A 19,590-nucleotide genomic window follows, 5' to 3' on the forward strand; every position below is an offset into this window, starting at 1 on the left:
ATCGAAGGAATAGAATATGTTTTCAGCGGCTTCGAAAAAATCATCAGGGTCCCAAGCGGCCATATTGACCCAGCCCCGTCCAGAAACCATGTTGATCCGCCAAGGAATAGTGGTTGATCATCAACAGGCTCAAAAAGCTGACATTCTGATTGTTGACGGTAAGATCGCCGATATTGCCCCTGAAATTCATAGTATTCCCAAGCAGTGTGAAATTATCGAAGCTGCTGGCTTGTATGTGATGCCGGGTGGCATTGATGTCCACACTCACTTCAATATCGATGTGGGGATAACCCGCAGTTGCGATGACTTCTATTCCGGCACCCGATCAGCCGCCTGTGGTGGTACCACGATGGTCGTCGATCACATGGGGTTTGGTCCCAAAGGGTGTAGCCTTCATCACCAGCTCAATGTCTACCAACAGTACGCCAAGGAAACAGCAGTCATTGATTACAGCTTCCATGGTGTGATCCAGCATGTCAATGACGACATCCTCGGTGAAATGGCCTCGATGGTCGAAGAAGAGGGGATATCCAGTTTCAAGTTGTATCTAACCTATGGCTACAAGCTGGATGACGAAGAAGTGCTGAAAGCGTTGAGTCAGCTTAAACAAGTTGGTGCGTTGGCAACGGTTCATCCTGAAAACGATGCTGCGATTGCCATGCGACGTACACAGTTGCTTGAGCAGGGCAAAACAGAGCCTAAATACCATGCTGTCAGCCGTCCGCTTGAATGCGAAGCGGAAGCCATTGCCCGCATGATAAATCTCGCCAAATTGGCTGGGGATGCGCCGCTGTACATTGTTCACCTTTCCAATGGATTGGGATTAGATTACACCCGGCTTGCGCGCGATAATCACCAGCCGGTATGGGTTGAAACCTGCCCACAATATTTGATGCTTGATGAGAGCTGCTACGAGCGTGAAGATGCGCTCAAATTTATCTTAAGTCCACCTCTTCGCCCGGCCGTCGAGCGCGAAAAGCTGTGGCTGGGGCTGGTGGATGGCAGTATTGATACCGTTGCGACCGATCACTGCTCGTTTACCTATCACGATCAGAAACAGCGTGGCAAAGACAATTTCAGCGCATGCCCTAATGGTATGCCTGGGGTTGAAACTCGAATGCCACTGCTTTTTTCCGAAGGTGTAATGAAAAGCCGGCTCAGTCCGAGCCGCTTTGTGGAGCTAACTAGTTATTTACCTGCCAAACTGTTTGGTCTCTATCCGCAGAAAGGGGCGCTACAGGCAGGATCGGATGCTGATTTGGTGCTTTTTGATCCAGAGCAGAATGTCACGATTACTCACGATTTATTGCACGACAACGCAGATTATACCCCGTTTGAAAATATCCCCACCCAAGGCTGGCCTGTGATGACCATTAGCCGTGGGGACGTTGTTGCGTGTAATGGCGAATTTATGGGGAAAGCCGGGAATGGCCGCTTTATTCGCCGAAAACCGTTCGATGCCAGTGCGCTATAAACCTAATTAGCTCAAGAGAAGAGCCAGTTTTAGACAATAGCCGAACGGGGAGGGGTGATAGCCCCACAACAACAAGGATAATTCAAGGAGTTACTATGAACACCCCAACCCAAAAGAGTACTGCCGTCGTCGCCTTAGGGGGAAATGCGCTGTTACGTCGTGGCGATGCACCAAGTTTTACTAACCAGCTTGCCAACATTAAGATCGCCGCCAAAGCGATTGCGGAAATTGCCAAGGAATACCAGGTGGCAATTGTCCATGGTAATGGCCCTCAGGTGGGCTTATTGGCACTACAAAATCTGGCTTATGATAAGGTGCAACCTTACCCGTTGGATGTACTGGGTGCTGAAAGTGAAGGCATGATCGGCTACATGTTAGCGCAAGAGTTGCAAAACTTAATGCCGGAAACAGAAGTCACCAGTTTGCTAACCCGCATCGAAGTTGATCCAAACGATCCGAGTATGCTGGATCCAACCAAGTTCGTCGGCCCAGTATATAACGAAGAAGAAGCGGGTATCTTAGCTGAAGCGAATAACTGGACTATGAAGCGTGATGGTGAGTTTGTTCGCCGCGTTGTACCATCGCCTAAACCGCTGAATATTCTTGATAAGAAATCGATCGAAACGCTGTTAAATGCTGGTGAGATAGTCATTTGCTGCGGTGGCGGCGGGATCCCTGTGCGTAAAACAGACTACGGCTTCACTGGGGTAGAAGGGGTGATCGATAAAGATCTGTCTGCCACCTTGCTTGCCAAGCAGCTAAAAGCCGACAAGCTGTTGATCCTGACCGATGCCGATGCGGTTTACCTTGATTGGGGCACTGAGAACCAGCGTGCGCTGCGAGCCACAACCCCATCACAGTTGAGTGAATACCATTTCCCAGCAGGTTCAATGGGACCGAAAGTCGAGGCCGCAGCTGATTTTGCCCAGTTTGGTGGCAGAGCCTACATTGGTGCTTTGGAGGAAGGGCTGGATGTATTGGCTGAAAAAGCAGGGACGTGCGTTAGTGCATAGGTGTTAGTGCACAGGTGTTAGTGGTTTAATCCTGTATATTTATGAAGCTGCAATTCTTTTGGGTTGCAGTTTTTTATTGGACAAAAAAAACTCCCCAGCACTAACCAGGGAGTTTTACTGTAAACCGAGTGATTAACTCAGCGATTAACGAGCGTGATTCGTTAAACTAGAGATTATTTAATTTGGTTGGCCGATACCTGAGGTTTATCAACTTCCGTCAATAACCCTCTAATCAGGCTTACACTGCCAAAGAGAAGAATAATCGTAAACGGCAATGCAGCAATAATGGTGATTGATTGCAGAGTTTGAATAGATTCAGTACCGCCAATCCACAACATAAGCATTGCGATAGAGCCAGAGATAACAGCCCAAACCACTTTCTGTTTGACGGGTACATCTAACTTACCCCCCGCGGTCATGCCATCAACAACGATAGAGCCCGAGTCTAACGTTGTCACAAAGAAAACGATAATCAGTACGACAGCGATGATGGATAGGAAATTACCGAACGGGTATGCATCTAACATATAGAATAAGCTTAGAGAGACATCCGCAATGCCTTGATCAAGGCCTAATTGTCCCACCTTATCGATCACCTGTTGAATAGCAACGCCACCGAAGATTGACATCCAAGCTGTTGTTACCAGTGTTGGGATAAGCAATACGCAAAGAATAAACTCGCGAACGGTACGTCCTTTAGATATACGTGCTACGAACATACCAAAGAGAGGAGCATACGCTACCCACCATGCCCAATAGAACACCGTCCAACCGTGCAACCACGTTGTATCATCACGGCCAGAGGTTTGACTTAGCGGAAGAATGTTTTTCACATAACCCGTCACAGCAGTTACCAAAGAATCCAACACGGTGGTGAAATTCAAGACAGCAATAAGACCAAGGAATACAAATGCAATGATCATATTCAGATTACTAAGAAACTTAACGCCTCCATCCATGCCACGCATAACAGAAACAATCGCTAGGCCCATAATCAATACGATAATGGACTGCTGAAGGTAGAGGGTATTTTCCATGCCGAACACATGGCTGATACCGCTAGCCGCTTGTGCGCCCCCTAAACCAAGAGATGTCGCTAGGCCAAACAAGGTAACCAATACCGTCAATACATCAATCACGTCACCCGCTTTGCCCCAAACTCGATCACCCAATAATGGGTAAAACACAGAGCGCATTGAGAGTGGTAACCCTTTGTTGTAAACAAAGTAGGCAAGGCTAAGTGCGGTCATGCCATAGATAGCCCATGCATGTAAGCCCCAGTGGAAGATTGTTGCACCTAATGCTAGTTCACGGCCGGCTTCTGTATAAGGTTCTACATTTAGTGGTGTTCCAAACCAGTTGGTAAAGAACGCCGTTGGCTCAGCCACCCCCCAGAAAATGAGTCCAATACCCATACCTGCAGCAAATAGCATCGCAATCCAAGATGTTATTGAATAATCCGGAGTCGTGTGTTCACCACCTAAGCGAATTTTCCCCAAAGGTGAAAACGCTAAAACAATGGCAAAAAATAACAAGATGTTGGCTCCCCACATAAAGAGGAAATCAAAATTTGACAGCGCTGCACCCTTAATGGAATCAATAGCTGCTTTTGCATCTGCTGGCGGTAACGCGAGAAGGGTGACAATGAAGAGAATAGATAAGCCGAGTGAGGCTACGAAAACGGTGTTGTGGACATCCATGCCCCATTTACTGATGTTATCTTGACCAACTTGATAATCAGTAGAATCAATACTGTACTTTTTTGATTTAAATCCCATAAATTGTGATGTTCGCATATCCGAATTAACGAATATAAGGACCAACTCCATATCCAATGACTACTTGATTGGCTAGCCGCATCATATAAACAAACATGATAAAAAAACACCGCTATGGGCGATTAATAGCTTTTTGCTCAATCCCAAGCGGCGTATTGTAACACAAAATAGCGCTCCCTGATTAGATATTAGCCAGAAGCTTTAGGGCTCCTGTGTCTGCACAAGAGAAAAGGCTATGGAAAAATGCGCAACCATGGTGATACGCTGCTCAATATTCATGTGTTCTATCTCTGCCTCATTTTTCTATGCTGAGCATCCGGTTAACTCAGGTGTTATCATACCCCCATTAGAAGCACGCAACCTTGGCGAAACAAACACTTGAGCACCGTAATTTTCCATCGAAGTCGGCATATTTTATATTTCATATGGCACCGGCTTAAAACGACTGGCTTGCAGATGCTGGCCAGTTTTCTTTTGGTGCGATGTGCACTACTGACCTTGTTTGTCCCTCTCGATATATGGATCAGTTCCAAGTTAATGGGCTTTTACGGGGTGAGTGCGATTGCTAATCAGGAATTGCTGGCCTTCCTCCTTTCGCCTGCCGGTTTTCTGCTCAGTTTGTGGTTTGTTACCCAACTGAGTTTTGCTTTTTTTGTTGAACACTCAACCATTAGTATCTTGCTCGCCCAACATGATTTGGGCAAACGGTCGATTTTAGATACCTTTGGGCTGATCCTTCAGCGTAGCTTTCGGGTTGCTAAAGTCGTGCTCGCACAATCTGTTGGGATCAGCCTACTGCTTGCGACTTTGGTTTGGTGTGGGCGCTGGATCTACGGACTGATGCTCAATGACTGGGATATCAACTATTACCTCAGTCATCAGATGAGTTCGTTGTGGGTTGCCGTTGGTTTACTGATTATGATCACTCTGCCATGTGTCTTATTCGTACTGCGCTATTGGGCAAGTTGGTGGCTAGCATTGCCGCTGAGCCTTTTTCAAAACTGTTCCCAATGGAAGCTATTCAAACAAGCTCAGCGCTTAAGCCAAGGAATTTATCCGCATATTGTGGTGGGCCATATTGTTTGGTTGTTTAGTCGGGCAGCCATCATTGCCATTATCGCTAAGGGTATTTTGTTTGTTCTTGAACCGGTACTGCACTGGGCAACGTATGATCCTGAGCGTTATCCCTGGCTCATGCTGGCGACAGTTCTGCTGATTGGGGTTGGATTCCTGCTGAGTTTTGTCGACCGGTTTATCTACGCGAGTTGCCAATATTATGTGCTGCGCTTGCAAACCAAACGCCTCAAATTAGTCAACGAAGAAGATCGTGTTGCAGGGCTTATGCAAAGTACAGAGCGCCGCATTTTGCTCAGCTGTGTAATGGCGTTGTTCATTGTATTTGCCGCTTTTAATGGTTATTCAGATGTCCGCCATTTCGTCGGGCATTTACAAACCAATACCTCGGGCTATGTTACCGCACATCGCGGCGGTGGTTTTGAGTACCCTGAAAATAGTGAAGCGGGCATTCAGTATTCTATTTCATTGGGGATTCAAAGCACCGAAATTGATGTGCAGGTCACCAAAGATGGGCAAGTCGTCGTGTTTCACGATCGCGATTTAGGCCGTATGCTGGGCGTTCCTTTAGTGGTTGAAGACGTTAATTATGCTGACATTGTTGCCGCCTACCAGGACAACGATCGTATACCTCCGCCTTTACTAACCCAGCTATTAGATAATTACGCCGACGATATCGAATTCAATATTGAATTGAAGCGCTACAACCAACGCCTCGAACTTGCCAGCGCGATGGCTGAACTGCTGCCGCGCTATCAGCAAGCAATGATTGTATCTAGCCTTGATACCGAGCTATTGTCGCAGTTGATGAGTGAGATGGCGGCTACGCGTCCTGAGCAGCTTCGCTATGCGCTTATCTACGCAGCAAGCGTGGGTGAATCGCAGCTCGAACGAGAAGTGGATATGTTGATGATAAGCGATCAATGGCTTAATGCGTGGCGAATCATCGAAATCCAACAGCGTGAGCAAGAGGTGTTGGTTTGGACAGTTAACAATTCAGCGGCTATGCAGCGGCTGTTCTTACTCGGGGTGGATGGTATTATTACTGATGAGCCTAAGCTTGCGTTGGATGCCAAGTTAGTCATTGAGGGAATGGATTTTTCCGAGCGGGCACTTCGCACCTTGCGTCACTGGTTGTTATTCTAAATAAAACACGTCAAATTAATGGAATAGATATAGATGGTAGACACAATTAGCAATCCTTGAACAGGACTAAACGGTGGTAAGAACCGCTTTCGGTTTACTCTTCTAACGTAAATCCGATTTTGATGGTTACCTGCCAGTGGGCGACTTTTCCGTTTTCAATGTGGCCACGTGTCTCGACTACCTCAAACCAACGCATGTTTTTAATGGTTTCATTAGCACGTTCTATCGCGTTACTGATTGCATCTTCAATACCGTCTGGTGACGAGCCAACGAGTTCCATTTTCTTGTAGGTATGATGATTCGAACCACTCATAAACACTCTCCTAGGATGGATAATGCTGTTAAGTGTAGTCTGTTTTAGGCTTACTCATCGTAAGGTATGAGTGGCTAGCTTTAGTGTGGGTGGTTTTAACCCTTTTGAAGGGGGGATTTGACAGCGTAATTACATATTGAATAATTTATCAAACTCTCGCTTATCAAGAATATCTTCAATTTTCCTTCGTGTCATATTAATACTTTTATTCTGGTTTTCAACCGGTATGTTTTTCTTGTTGGATGATTTTTTTTGATTCTTTTTCATTTTTACCCCATTTTTAAAAGTTATCACTAGGTGATTTTAAAGGTTCCCAGTTTGACGCCATGCTCTGACAAGATGTTTCCTTGGCTATCTAGTTCAGAGTATGAGAACTGGAGATCATACAGGTTAGCATCTATCTTTGGATAAATGTGACGGCGCAAGATATCGCTATTTAATTGGTGTATTTCTGTTGACCAATATTTCTTTTCGCTCTCTAAATAAAATTCTATTTTAAACATATTTTCTTTTGGTTATTGGTGACTTTTCATCACATGATTTCTTGTACCAGAATCTCTGGCGACTTGTTCTTCTAGACATCAGACTCCTAAGTATTACGTGTAATATGAATATTACAAAAGGTGAAATATAGAAATGGTGTAATTTCCCATCGCACTTAAATTTGTTATAGAAAAATACAGCATTACCGCCATTATCTTGTGGAATGAAGCCGAAGCGTTTAGCCTCATTAAACCATTTCACAGTTCCCGCTGTTTTCGTCGTTACACAGTCTTCTATAAAGCAATCAGTGAGCATAAAACGCCACTAAAAACAATAAATGAAACAATCACAGGAGCTAAACGAAGGGTATCGAAAGATAACTGAAAGGTGGTTTGTAATGGGCTTTTTTAACAGCTTCTTTACAAGGCTTCATACACTATACAGATTGTTTGGATAATAAACAGCTTTATTTTTATTTTTAAGGATAGGGTATCCATACTCAACATAAAAAAGGACCTCACTTTACAGTGAGATCCTTTTGAGGCTATGGGAAATCGATGAGGCGCTTACTCCTCAATTAACCTATGTGCTATCTGGCTCTGGCGTTCTTGCGGTTTAAATTGATTAAACCTTGGCAAGAACTTGTCCCAGTCGATGACATGGCTGTTGATTTCAGGACCATCAATACAGGCGTGTTTACGGATCAGCTTGCCATTTTCCATAACGGGCACCATACACGCGCCGCACATGCCGGTAGCATCCACCATGATGGAGTTGAGGCTCGCAACACAGGGGACTTCATAGCCCAGGGTCTGATCGCTCACCGCGCGCATCATCATAGGTGGACCTATGGTGATCACCTCTGCAATAGTTTGCTCTGCGTTCGCGTCATTCGCTTCCCGGTGCTGGACCAAGCGCTCTTCCAACGGATTGGTCACAAACCCTTCGATACCCAACGTGCCATCATTACTGGCGTAAACGACCTCCAGTTGTTCAGGGTAGGCCGCACGAAGGTTCTCCACCTTGTCACCTTCTGCAGTCCAGAAGCTATGGGTTTTGCTTCTGAAACCAGAGATAAGAGTGACTTTATTACCGATTTCCAGATGGGCCCGCATGATTGGATGCACAGCCGGTAGGCCAACCCCGCCAGCGGTGAAAATCACACTCTGGTTGTCCGGGTGTTTCACCACATGGCTAGCTTGTCCGAGTGGGCCGGCAATGGCCTCGAAACAGTCACCTTCTTGCATCTGGTTGATCAGCTTGGAGCTGGTACCTAGACCTTGGATCACCAGTTCGATGGTGCCGGCTTCGGCATCCCAGTCGGCGAGGGTTAACGGGATCAATTCGCCTTTTTCATCCGCGAGCACCCTGACAAATTGTCCCGCTTTAGCTGACTGGGCGATCAGCGGTGAGGTGATGGTGAACTCGACAATTTCATCGGTCAATTGACGACGCTTGACGATTTTGGGTGCAGTTTGGCCAATATCTGTATAGCGACTGGCTTGTGCCACCAGCCCTTCAACTTCCTTGGCGTTGAAATCAATGTTACCCATGATCTCTCTTGCCGCTGCCTGTCCGTCACCGGCTGCTTTGATGGCGGTAGAACCACCACGGGTGGCATCACCACCACTGTACACACCGCTTAGTGATGTCTCTTGCGAACCTTTGTTGAGCAGTAATGTGCCCCACTTGGAGGTGTTCAAGTCTGGGTTAGCGTCTTTGACGATTGGATTCGAGCTGTTGCCCAAAGCCATAATGGCAAAATCAACCTTCATCAGTTCAAATTCACCGGTAGACTGCGGGCGTCTTCGGCCTGACGAATCAGGCTCGCCGAGCGCCATCACATCGAGTTTTGCACTGGCCAGGGTATGGTTCTTGTCGCCGTTGAATTCGCAAGGTGAGCGTAGCTCTTTGAACATAACCCCTTCTTCGAGCGCATGGTGCTGCTCTTCGACACGGGCTGGCATCTCTTGCTGAGTACGACGGTAGACAATAGTGACGTTCGCGCCCAAGCGGCAGGCGGTTCGGGCGGCATCCATCGCGGTGTTACCACCACCGATGATCATCACTTCCTTGCCTTCCATATCCGGCATTGGCGTTTCGTAGTCGGGCTCGTTTGCATGCATCAGGTTGACACGAGTCAGGAACTCATTGGCCGACATAATGTTCAGCAAATGCTCGCCGGGTACATTCATAAAGCGCGGTAAACCCGCCCCGGTACCGACGAAAATACGTGTAAAGCCTGCGCGTTTCAGATCTTCAAGAGTCGCTGTTTTACCGACAATGTAGTTGGCCACAAAGCGGCCGCCGAGCGCTTTGATTTTCTCGACCACATCATCAACCAATTGGTTTGGCAAACGAAACTCTGGGATCCCATACCTCAGCACGCCGCCCAAGACATGGAATGCCTCGAACACGGTGACGGGATAGCCCGCTTTGGCAAGCAGGTAGGCATTGATCAGCCCCGAAGGCCCAGAGCCGACAATGGCGACCGGTGGTTTGCTCGCGGCAACCCAAGGGTTGATGTCTGCTGGCTTTGGTGGCTCGCCGTTGGATAGCTCGCGCTCACGCTGGGGGAGGAACCATTCCAACTGGCCGATTTCAATTGGCCGGTCGTTATGGGTACATACCCCTTGGCACTGCAGCTCTTGCGGGCAGACCCGGCCGGTGACATTCGGCAGCGGGTTGGCGTCGCGAACCAGCTCGAACGCGGCTTTAAAGCGGCCTTCTCCCATTAGGTTGAGCACCTGAGGGATATGGATCTTGACCGGGCACCCGCCGTCGTTTTCTTCCGCTGGGTTGCCGTCACGATCGCACTTGGGAACGCCGATTTCACATGGCCGATCTTCACACTGTTTATCGCGGATCACTTCTAGCCACACGAATAGTTCGACTTCGCGCAGGCTATAACCCAGCCCCATGTAACCTAAGTAGCCTTGGCTGACCAAGTCAAAGTCTTTGTTGCGCTCTTCGGCTGGACGCACGTATGGCGGGATGTTGTTGCTCCCGGGCCATCCAACGGAAAGTCCTTTGAACATCGGGTAGCGCCCTGATAGATGGGTATCCAATGCCTGCACAAAAGCACGCTTTTGCTTGAGCGGAATACGCCATAAATAGCGCTGTAAGGCGACACTGAGTTCATTGTTAGCAAGCAATAGCTGCCACAGTTTCTCGGTAAACTCAGCAGAGAGTTTGCCTTGCTTTAGTGTCTCGCGGATGAGCTGCATGCTCTCTTCGATTACCATCTGTTGGAAGCGCTGTGGATTTTGCTCCATGCGCTGCAACATCAGCTCCCGTTGAGCTTGTGATAGTTCTGGTTTGGTAAGGGTTGCCATAACTACACCTCCACCGACACAGGCGCGTTGAAGTGAATGATCTCTGCATCACACTCATCGGCAATGCGAGAGGCGCGTTTCACTAACTCATCGCTGAGCTGAACGGTTTCCAGTGCGTTAGGGATCACCTGGCTGATGACCTTGGCTTCACCGTTTTCAACAATCGTGGTTTTCTCGAACAATTCGCTCAATTGCTGGTAACAGGTTTTGCAGTCGGTACATTGACCTTTTTCATCCTCATTGATGGCAACGAGGGGCAGGGCACCGTCAGCTTGGCTGGATGCTTGCGGTGCCGTGGAGCCTGCATCTATCTGAGTGACCGGAATGGCGTTAGCAACATTGGGTGACGCTGCCATTGCCAACTCAGCTAAGCCATTGGCGATGGATTCGATGGTTTGCTCGTTGCTATCCATTGCGTTCTGGTAACGCTGCTTCCACTCATTGATTTGCAATTGATATTGCTGGTCAATGTTGGTGACATGCTGGCCGCTCAGGTATTGCAGCATATGCCAGTTGCGTAACCGCTCTTCGGTCAAGGCGACAATTGAGCTGGAAACTTGCAACTTGATCAGGTGCTGCTGTTTGTCTGTTGCCCAGATAAACGGTGTTTTGCCATTGCGTTCATCAGCGCTCATTGCGACGTATTCAGCCACTTCAATGGCGTTTTGCGCTTCGGTTATTGGAGTGAAGTGTTTCTTGAAGCGTCCTTCATAGAGTGAGAAGTCAGCCGGGGTGAACGGCATTTGTTTCAACTGGGTCATACCATCGTTGTCGATATAGCTGATGGTATGGGTTGCCCAATCCTGTTGCAGTTCAGGGTTCCCTTCGATACAGAAGCGCTCGGACAAGGTTTCGCCTTTGCGTGGATCATGAACAAACACCGGACTCATGCGGCTTTCGACAGCCAAGCGTGAATGACGGGTACTGGCATCATCGGCAATACCGTGTTCGCCCATACATGGGGTATAGACATCAAACAGCGCAGGGGCGTCTTGATAGTTCAGGTACTCCATCAAGTTCGACATGAAGTGGCCCTGCAGGGCGGTAGAGGTCTGCACCACCATGACTTTCGGGTGGAAGGTCGCAATGATACCCAGCTCTTTGCGTGATTCCTGCTTACCACTGTGGGCACTACCAAAGCGGCTGAGGTCGGAGTCCTGTGCGGTGAAGCTGGAGGTTGATGCCTGGCCACCGGTGTTGGAGTAGCTACCGGTATTGAGTACAAGTACCTTGATCGGAGTGCTGGTAGACAGCAAGCGCGATAGGGCGCCGAAGCCGATGTCATAGGTCGCGCCGTCACCACCGATACTGAATACGGTAGGTAATAGTCCGAGCTCCTGATCAGATAGTTGGCTCCATTCTAGGTAGCGAAGCTGCCTATCATGCACCTTGGCATCGTACATATCTTCAAGCTCAAGCTTGGCAGTACGCAGCGCTTTGAACTGCTCTAACTGGTTGGCCGCTTCACCTTCGAACAGGCCTTTGGCTACCGCAGGGGTGTCCTGGAACAAGCTGTTTACCCATGGGTCATTGTATGGGTTGGCCGGGAAGGTAGATGCATAGACACTACTACAGCCGGTCGCGTTGGCAATCAGCGCGTCCGATGGACCATTGCCTGTTGGACCGTGCTCGAAGTGGAACAAGCGTTTTTCCAGTACTTTGATGGTACGGGCAATACGCTCGGCACGTGGTTGTTCTGCCTCGAGAGTTGCCACTGCTTGATGCTTGTCTTCAAGCTTCTCAATCATGTCCTCAAGGCTGGAAATGTGCGTCTGGTAACGCTGTTGCTGCAAGGCACGGTTGATTGAGGTAGCAAGGCGAAGGGCTGTGACCTCACCACACCCACGGCACGCACCGTGGCCTGAACTCATGGCATAGTAGTTACTGCGATCAAGTAACAGACGCTTCGATTCGCTGGCATCGGTGATGCCTTGCTGCAAGAAGCGGGCTGGGGTATTTGGCATTTCCGCCAAGGTGGTGAACAGCTCGTGCATTTGATGGTTCATTTCCGTCGTCTGGCGTACTTTCTGCAGTGCGTTTGGCCCACAGACATCGACACACTCCATACAACCGCTACACTTGCTTGGATCGATGGACACCGAGAATAAACCACCGCTGCCGGGAACGGCTTTCTCCATGGCGTCGAAGAACGGCTTGGTACGGCTGACCGGTAGCGATTCCAATGTGACACAAATACCAGCCATTTGCTGGGTAACAGCAGGGTCGTCAAAGGTCATGGTATCAACGACGTTGGCAACGACTTGGTGCAGCGGCAGTGATTCGTTCTTTGGTGCGGTGCGGTAGTACTGACGTACTGCATCCAAGATCGGTGGCATCTTGGCTTTCAGGCCATCACGCTGTAGTGGCGGGATATTGAGCTTGTCGATCGCCACGTACAGGATATCGTGCAGCTCATGTACCGCATTCGGGATCGCGCCATCAGGACAGGCGATAGTACATTCCATACAGCCGGTACACTTATCGGCATCGAACTTAGGTGCATTGAGCCTGAACAAGCCTTTATCTTTGGTGATTGCGCTGGCTGGTGGCATGAACATACCTGAGCCTGGAATAACCGGTGCTTCACCAATGGTCCCGTCAGCATAGTGCTTACCGGCGATATTACTGAAGTAGGATGGGTCGAACAGACCACAACTGGCTTGTTTTTGCTTCGGTGCTTCTGCGGTTGGTGCCGTTGACGCTTCGACGTCAGCATCATTGAAATCGGCGTAGCAAACCTGCTGGGTCGCGTGGATCCCTTCACGGATCACGGCCATGTTACTTTCAACAACTCTTTCACCCTTGGCACCAAACTTCTTGGCAATTTGCTGGGTGATACGTTCTAGCATCGATGACTCGTCGGATCCTTGGGTTACTTGAGTGGCGTGACCACAAAGCGCGCCGATGAACGCGATACCCATCATGCGGATCTCAAGATCGGCTGATGGTGCTTGCTCTCTGGCAACCTTGAAGGCATCAACGATATAGAAGTTGATATTGTTTTCACGAATGAACTGGCGCGCACTGGCAGGGATCTCTTGCCACACTTGCTCTGGTTCGTGATGGGTTTGCAGGATGAAGGTTCCGTTGCGGGTCAAGCCGGCCAGCGGGTTGGTGTGCATAAACACCTTGTGGTCTGGCGAGAGGACAATTTCAACTTGCTGCAATTCGGCGTTGGTGATCTTGATTGGCTCTGGCGAAAGCGTAATAAAGAAGTTGGTTGGTGCACCACTTTTCTCTGAACCGTATTTTGGCATCGACTTCGAATGCAGACCCAACGCGCCGGATAGAATATCGGTCAACAACTTACCGGTTGCAATGGTGCCGTAGCCACCGACAGAGTGGAAACGTACCCGCATAGCAGATTCTGGCAGCAGATTAGGATTGTCACCGGTTTCCAATGCCATCAGTTCGGTATCAGGGTAAGCCTCGCGCAAACGATCCTGGATCAGTTTGAGCTCGCCGGTTGCTTTGGCATCAAAGAACTGGCTGCCCAAGTAGAAGAATGGCTTGGTGTTCTCTTCACGCATGTTATCAAATGCGGCGATGAGGTGTTTAGGCTGTAGGTCGTGACCGCCAAGCCCGAAGATACCGGTGTTGATCATCGGGATATGTTGTAGCGGTTTAATGCCATGGTGGCGAGTCTTCTGCACGTTTTCTTGTGCTTTGAATAGCGCGCGGGAAATACGTGCCGTCAAACGGGTTTCATCGCAGCGCTCAAGAACGGTTACCGCTAATTTGCCTGCGAGTTTCTCGACGATCTGTGCTTCTGGGAATGGGTGTAGCTGTTTGATCGAAATAACACCGACTTTCTGTCCTTGCGCACGCAAATGCGCCGCGACAGCTTCGGCATCGTCAGTAACGGAGCCTAGGCCGACAATGACGTAGTTGGCATCGTCACACATAAAGTCCATCACCGGCTCATAGTAGCGACCGGTTAGCTCGCCGTATTCCTGCATCGCCTGTTCGATGAACTGCGGCACATCATTCTGGAAGTGGCTGCGGTGATCGACGATCCCGGCTTGATAATCAGGCTGGTTCTGTACCCCACCGGTGAGACCTGGGTTGTGGGTATCAACCAGTGCAGGAACACGCTGACGGGTGTCTTTTTCATAGGCGTTGAGCCAAGCGCGTTGCCATTTCTTCTGCAGGCCGTCAGGCAAGAATGCGTTGGTCGACTCGATGAATTGACCTTCGCTATCCGTTTCAATCGCTTCGCTATTACTGGCGATGTAGCCTTTTAAGTCATTGAGTTTTTCAGGCCAGAATTGATCTTGGTATTTATCGATAAATTGGCTTAGCTGCCAAACACGGCCTTTCGCGCCGTAGAGCATACGCTGGGCTTCGGTTGGTGCGACAATGCGATCGGTCGGATCACCAAGGTATTGCTTGAGTAACTCAGGTTCAGGAAGCTTCACTTCGCTCTGAATGTGGCTGGTGGCAAAGCCATCCATGGTATTGGCAACCGGGATCAGCGATTGTGCACTGACTCGGTATGAGATCGCCGCGAGATCCGCCGCTTCCTGTGCGTTGCTGGCAAACAGGGTGGTATAGCCAGCAGAAAGCAGGGCGTATACATCATCATGTCCAGCCATTACATTCAATGAATGACGAGAGACTGAACGCGCAGCAACGTGAAGCACGAAGCCTGCGGTTTTTTTACCCACCGTGACATAGTGAGATTCCAAAGCATAAAGGATGCCTTGGCTGGATGAGGCATTTGAGATGTATTTTCCGCCGGTCAGAGCCGCGCCTAATGCACCACTTTGTGCTGAATGCTCGCCTTCAGGTTCGAAGAAGAAGGGGTGCTGTCCCCAAACATTGCAACCACCTTGCGCCCTGAAAGCTTCGTATAATTCTGATATTTCAGTCGAAGGGGTGATGGGGTATCCAATGACACCGCCACAAACATAATCCATGACATGTGCGACGGCACCATTTCCATGTATTACGGTTGATTGGCCTGGGTAAGTTGGTGTGCCCTGGGACGTATTGCTCCTTTGTGTCAGTGTAGACATACGACATAGCTCCTTGGTATGTGATTGAATACCCAAGCGACTTGAAGGTTACTTGGGTATATTAAGTCGACTTCCTTTAAGGTCGATTTTTACTTCCTCACCAAATACTTCACGGCTTATGTGCCGTAGTGCACCTTATCAACCAGAGCATTTTGGTGAATAATCACATAAAACAAGTGATAGCTCTTGATTTGACCAACTGATGCTTATGGTCTAAATGCTACACTAGTTGCATTTGTAGCTTTGCTCATACGGTCACAAATTAAACACAAAATCCCCATTAATAATGCGTGTTTATACGGACTGAGAAGTGATAGCAAAATTGGTTAGCTGTCTGCGCCAAAAGCTTGATAACCTTGTCTCTTTCTTTTCTTTCGATGTGGCGGTTTTTCTTTGTTTTCGAAACACAAATACACCTTGGCTGGATGTGTCGCTATCTTGCTATGGAGCACCATAGTGGCCTTTATCCGCAACGTTGCCGAGCAGCTAGGGCCTGTCGGTGGCGCTGCAATGATTTATACCCTGAGCTCGGTATTGCTGGTTGTTGTTGTCGGCGCACCGAAACTCAGTCGGCTTTCCCCACGGTATCTCGTCATTGGTGGCGGGTTGTTCGTTAGCTACGAGATGTGTCTGGCATTAGCGTTGGGGATGGCTAACGATAGGGTACAGACCATCGAAATGAGTGTGATCAACTACCTCTGGCCAGCCTTGACGGTCATGCTGGCAGTCGTGGTCAGTAAGCAGCCTGTAAGTAAATTATTATACCCGGCAATGGCAATGGCTTTCTTTGGGGTGGCTTGGACAGTTTCTGGCGATCAAGGCTTATCTTTAACCCGACTGGCAGAGAATGTTGCAACTAACCCGGTCAGCTATACCTTGGCATTTAGCGGTGCATTTATTTGGGCGATCTACTGCAATATCACCAAGCGTCTGGCAAATGGTCAGAATGCGATTGCCTGGTTCTTCATTGCCACAGCGGCCGCGCTTTGGGTGAAATATTTACTGACCGATCAGCCGCCAATGGTATGGAATAGCGAAGCGCTGCTGAACTTGGTATTGGCTGCGGTTGCTATGGCGGGTGGTTATGGGTTGTGGAACATGGCCATTATCGGCGGCAACATGGTACTGCTTGCCACGCTGTCATATTTCACCCCCATTTTATCCGCTTTTTTCTCAGCCCTGATTTTCGGCATTAGCTTAGGGGTGACATTTTGGCAGGGTGTGGTGATGGTGACGCTTGCTTCGCTCAGTTGCTGGTATCTGACGCGCAAGAGATAAATACCCCCCATTTTACCCATCAACATGATGCCAAAGGGTTTGTAAGTAGCAGCTTACAAACCCATTCAGTTTTGTAACCTTCAGTCCAGATATTTCCAATATGATGTTTTTATTCCATTCGTGATGTGAAACAGGGTCCCCCCCAAAGACATTAATAAATACAAGGACAGGTTATGATTGATAAGATCAAGCACGGTGTCTCGAAGCTATCATCCATAGGTAAAGCTTTGATGTTGCCAATATCTATTTTACCCGCAGCCGGTTTGCTACTCGCTTTCGGAGCAAAGCTGGACTTACCATTGATGATGCGCGCTGGCGGCGTTATTTTTGATAATCTCGCATTGCTGTTTGCCGTTGGCGCAGCGGTTGGATTGAGTAAAGACTCGGGGATTGCCGCACTGGCTGCGGTAGTTGCTATGGCGGTAATGAATGCAACCATGGGTGTTGCGTTAGGAATAACCCCTGAAATGGCGATGGGCGGGGGTAGATATGCCATGGTGATGGGTATACCGACACTGCAGACCGGTGTGTTTGGTGGCCTGATTGCCGGTATTTTGGCAGCCAATATGTACACTAGGTTCTGTAATATTACGTTGCCTGACTTTCTGGGTTTCTTCGCGGGCAAGCGTTTCGTTCCGATTGTGACCGCGTTTAGCGCTTTTCTTATTGGCCTGGTAATGCCCTATATATGGTCTTATATCCAGTCTGGTATCGATGCCCTGTCAGTGATGGCAAACGGCGGTAATATGTATGTTTCTACATTCATTTACGGCTTCATGGAGCGTGCGTTGATCCCCGTTGGCCTGCACCATATTTTCTACAGCCCTTACTGGTTCTCGTTTGGTGAGTACACCACCGCAGCGGGTACAGTGGTCAACGGCGACTACACAATCTGGTTCAAGATGCTGGAAGATGGGGTGACAAACTTCTCGACCGATCAGTATCAAGATGCTGGTAAGTTCCTATCCGGGAATTTCGCCATCTACATGTTTGCGTTCCCGGCGGCTTGCCTTGCTATGTATCATGAAGCACATGATAAAAACCGTAAGATAGCGGCGGGTATTTTAGGCTCTGCGGCCCTGACATCTTTTGTCACCGGCATTACTGAGCCTGTGGAGTTCGCGTTCATTTTCGTAGCTCCGGTTCTCTACCTATTTTCAGCAGTGATGGCAGGCATTTCATACACTGTGACATATGCGCTTGATATTCATATTGGTAAAACATTCTCTGCCGGTATTATCGATTTTGTTTCTTTCGGTGTTTTGCCGTCCATGGATGGATTTAAAACCAATTGGTTGAATATCTTTTTATGGGGACCAATCATGGCTCTTATTTATTACAGCGTGTTCCGTATCGCCATTCGTAAGTTCAACTTCAAAACTGTTGGACGTGAGGCTGAGCAAACGGCAGAGATCACATTGGATAACCAAGAGCTTGCCAATGAAATTATCAATAAAATTGGTGGTAGAGCGAACATTACCTCTATCGGTGCTTGCATTACTCGCCTTCGCCTAGAGCTTAAAGATCTGACTTTGGTTGATGAAAAAGGGATTAAAGCGCTAGGAGCGATGGGGGTGATTAAAGTGGGTGGCAGCGGGTTGCAAATTATCCTAGGTTCCAAAGCACAGTTTGTGGCTGAAATAATGAGTGAGGAACCGCAAGAGCCTACCCCCAGCCTTGCGTGAGTACCTGTAACTTGGGTATGTCTCGATAAATAGTGCTCTGTGCTTTACGCCGACCCAAAAGGTCGGCGTTTTTTGTTTTTCATTTAATTATCAAAATGTGAGAATGAATGGTGTTTGTGATATTCAAATTATCACATTGTGAGAATGGCAGTTGAACCATCGTTAGTGTTGCGCGTAAATAGAGTGGTCGGCGCGATGGGAGCGACTGAGCGTGTCGCCTAACCAGATGAAACTGACGGGAAGTGCTTTGAAAACAGATAAATATAAATTGAATGCCAATGAAAAGATGCTTCAGGTTTTGATGCATATTGCGTCAGAGAACGAACCTGTAACCGCACAGGCAATTAGCGAACAGACAGGTATGCCACAAAGTAGCGTTTACCGCTATTTGGTAATCCTCAAGAACTGGAACCTGATTGAGGAAAGCCCGAGACAAAGCTGTTACAGCATTGGTCCGGCGGCGCTACAACTGCTGCGTAATTTCCAACAGTTCTCACCGCTTTCGAGCGGGGTACATCAGGTCCTGAAACGCATCCAGCAACAGACCGGAGAGATGGCCGCTTATCTGGTGCCTGTTGGTTTCAGGGCCTTGTGTACCGCTCGGGTCGATAGTCCCCATGCGTTGCGCTGTGCCTATGAGGAGGGCCAGAGCCAGCCGTTGATCCGTGGCGCATCGGCCAAGGTGATTTTGGCTCACTTGCCCGAGCAAAGGGTAATGGCAACACTGCATCATTTCGGTATTACAGAGCCCGATGACATTGCCCACTGGCTACAAGAACTAGCGCAAATAAAAAAAGACGGCTACGCCATCAGTACGTCAGAGTATGACGTCGGCGTTTCTGGGGTGAGTGCCCCAGTATTCACCGGCAACAAGGTTGTCGGGGCGGTGAGTGTGATGGCACCGCAAGAGCGGGTTCAGAAGAGTAAGAACGCGATAATTTTTTCAGTCCTTCAGGCGGCGAGGGTATTGCCACCGGACTTATAACCGAACAT

General features: G+C 48.7%; 11 protein-coding genes. 6 read left to right on the forward strand and 5 right to left on the reverse strand.

Features of this window, described 5'->3' with window-relative positions:
• Positions 1–16: 16 nt before the first annotated feature.
• Both hydA and arcC read left to right on the forward strand, forming a co-directional pair.
• Complete coding sequence (hydA, locus tag C9I99_RS25390; protein ID WP_275937920.1) at positions 17–1,474, forward strand: dihydropyrimidinase; 1,458 nt, start codon at positions 17–19, stop codon at positions 1,472–1,474.
• A 95-nt stretch (positions 1,475–1,569) separates the two neighbouring features.
• Positions 1,570–2,487 carry a carbamate kinase gene (arcC, locus tag C9I99_RS25395; protein WP_107351626.1) on the forward strand — a complete coding sequence of 306 codons (918 nt, stop codon included), beginning with the start codon at positions 1,570–1,572 and terminating at the stop codon, positions 2,485–2,487.
• 173 nt (positions 2,488–2,660) lie between these two features.
• Here arcC and C9I99_RS25400 read toward each other — a convergent pair whose 3' ends face one another.
• Positions 2,661–4,265 carry a BCCT family transporter gene (locus C9I99_RS25400; protein WP_107351653.1) on the reverse strand — a complete coding sequence of 535 codons (1,605 nt, stop codon included), beginning with the start codon at positions 4,263–4,265 and terminating at the stop codon, positions 2,661–2,663.
• Between the two features lie 456 nt (positions 4,266–4,721).
• On the opposite strand from C9I99_RS25400, the gene C9I99_RS25405 reads away from it, so the two are divergent.
• Positions 4,722–6,485, forward strand: a complete 1,764-nt coding sequence (locus C9I99_RS25405; RefSeq protein WP_243734455.1) for a glycerophosphodiester phosphodiesterase — start codon at positions 4,722–4,724, stop codon at positions 6,483–6,485.
• A gap of 94 nt (positions 6,486–6,579) precedes the next feature.
• Here C9I99_RS25405 and C9I99_RS25410 read toward each other — a convergent pair whose 3' ends face one another.
• The 4 genes from C9I99_RS25410 to C9I99_RS25435 all read right to left on the reverse strand — a co-directional run bounded on the left by C9I99_RS25410 (position 6,580) and on the right by C9I99_RS25435 (position 15,634).
• Complete coding sequence (locus C9I99_RS25410) at positions 6,580–6,798, reverse strand: dodecin (RefSeq protein WP_107351627.1); 219 nt, start codon at positions 6,796–6,798, stop codon at positions 6,580–6,582.
• 495 nt (positions 6,799–7,293) lie between these two features.
• Positions 7,294–7,596 (reverse strand): cold-shock protein, encoded by a 303-nt coding sequence (locus tag C9I99_RS27740; RefSeq protein ID WP_107351630.1) that lies wholly within the window; start codon positions 7,594–7,596, stop codon positions 7,294–7,296.
• A gap of 251 nt (positions 7,597–7,847) precedes the next feature.
• Positions 7,848–10,616: a sulfide/dihydroorotate dehydrogenase-like FAD/NAD-binding protein gene (locus C9I99_RS25430; RefSeq protein ID WP_107351631.1), complete on the reverse strand. Its 2,769-nt coding sequence runs from the start codon at positions 10,614–10,616 to the stop codon at positions 7,848–7,850.
• A gap of 2 nt (positions 10,617–10,618) precedes the next feature.
• Positions 10,619–15,634 carry a 2-oxoacid:acceptor oxidoreductase family protein gene (locus tag C9I99_RS25435; protein WP_107351632.1) on the reverse strand — a complete coding sequence of 1,672 codons (5,016 nt, stop codon included), beginning with the start codon at positions 15,632–15,634 and terminating at the stop codon, positions 10,619–10,621.
• A gap of 393 nt (positions 15,635–16,027) precedes the next feature.
• On the opposite strand from C9I99_RS25435, the gene yddG reads away from it, so the two are divergent.
• The 3 genes from yddG to C9I99_RS25450 all read left to right on the forward strand — a co-directional run bounded on the left by yddG (position 16,028) and on the right by C9I99_RS25450 (position 19,582).
• On the forward strand, positions 16,028–16,912 hold the full coding sequence (yddG, locus tag C9I99_RS25440) for an aromatic amino acid DMT transporter YddG (RefSeq protein WP_107351633.1): 885 nt from the start codon (positions 16,028–16,030) through the stop codon (positions 16,910–16,912).
• A gap of 173 nt (positions 16,913–17,085) precedes the next feature.
• Positions 17,086–18,597, forward strand: a complete 1,512-nt coding sequence (locus C9I99_RS25445; RefSeq protein ID WP_107351634.1) for a PTS transporter subunit EIIC — start codon at positions 17,086–17,088, stop codon at positions 18,595–18,597.
• A 226-nt stretch (positions 18,598–18,823) separates the two neighbouring features.
• Positions 18,824–19,582, forward strand: coding sequence for an IclR family transcriptional regulator (locus tag C9I99_RS25450; RefSeq protein ID WP_107351635.1), 759 nt, complete (start codon positions 18,824–18,826; stop codon positions 19,580–19,582).
• Positions 19,583–19,590: the final 8 nt, after the last annotated feature.

It is taken from the genome of Photobacterium lutimaris, from assembly GCF_003025555.1.
GTDB lineage: Bacteria > Pseudomonadota > Gammaproteobacteria > Enterobacterales > Vibrionaceae > Photobacterium > Photobacterium lutimaris.

Bases quoted from the DNA above. Each gene is read 5' to 3' on its own strand.
- arcC (WP_107351626.1), top strand. From the start codon at position 1,570: ATGAACACCCCAACCCAAAAGAGTACTGCCGTCGTCGCCTTAGGGGGA.
- C9I99_RS25410 (WP_107351627.1), bottom strand. From the start codon at position 6,798: ATGAGTGGTTCGAATCATCATACCTACAAGAAAATGGAACTCGTTGGC.
- C9I99_RS27740 (WP_107351630.1), bottom strand. From the start codon at position 7,596: ATGCTCACTGATTGCTTTATAGAAGACTGTGTAACGACGAAAACAGCG.
- hydA (WP_275937920.1), top strand. From the start codon at position 17: ATGTTTTCAGCGGCTTCGAAAAAATCATCAGGGTCCCAAGCGGCCATA.
- C9I99_RS25400 (WP_107351653.1), bottom strand. From the start codon at position 4,265: ATGGGATTTAAATCAAAAAAGTACAGTATTGATTCTACTGATTATCAA.
- C9I99_RS25405 (WP_243734455.1), top strand. From the start codon at position 4,722: ATGCTGGCCAGTTTTCTTTTGGTGCGATGTGCACTACTGACCTTGTTT.
- C9I99_RS25430 (WP_107351631.1), bottom strand. From the start codon at position 10,616: ATGGCAACCCTTACCAAACCAGAACTATCACAAGCTCAACGGGAGCTG.
- C9I99_RS25445 (WP_107351634.1), top strand. From the start codon at position 17,086: ATGATTGATAAGATCAAGCACGGTGTCTCGAAGCTATCATCCATAGGT.
- C9I99_RS25435 (WP_107351632.1), bottom strand. From the start codon at position 15,634: ATGTCTACACTGACACAAAGGAGCAATACGTCCCAGGGCACACCAACT.
- C9I99_RS25450 (WP_107351635.1), top strand. From the start codon at position 18,824: ATGAAACTGACGGGAAGTGCTTTGAAAACAGATAAATATAAATTGAAT.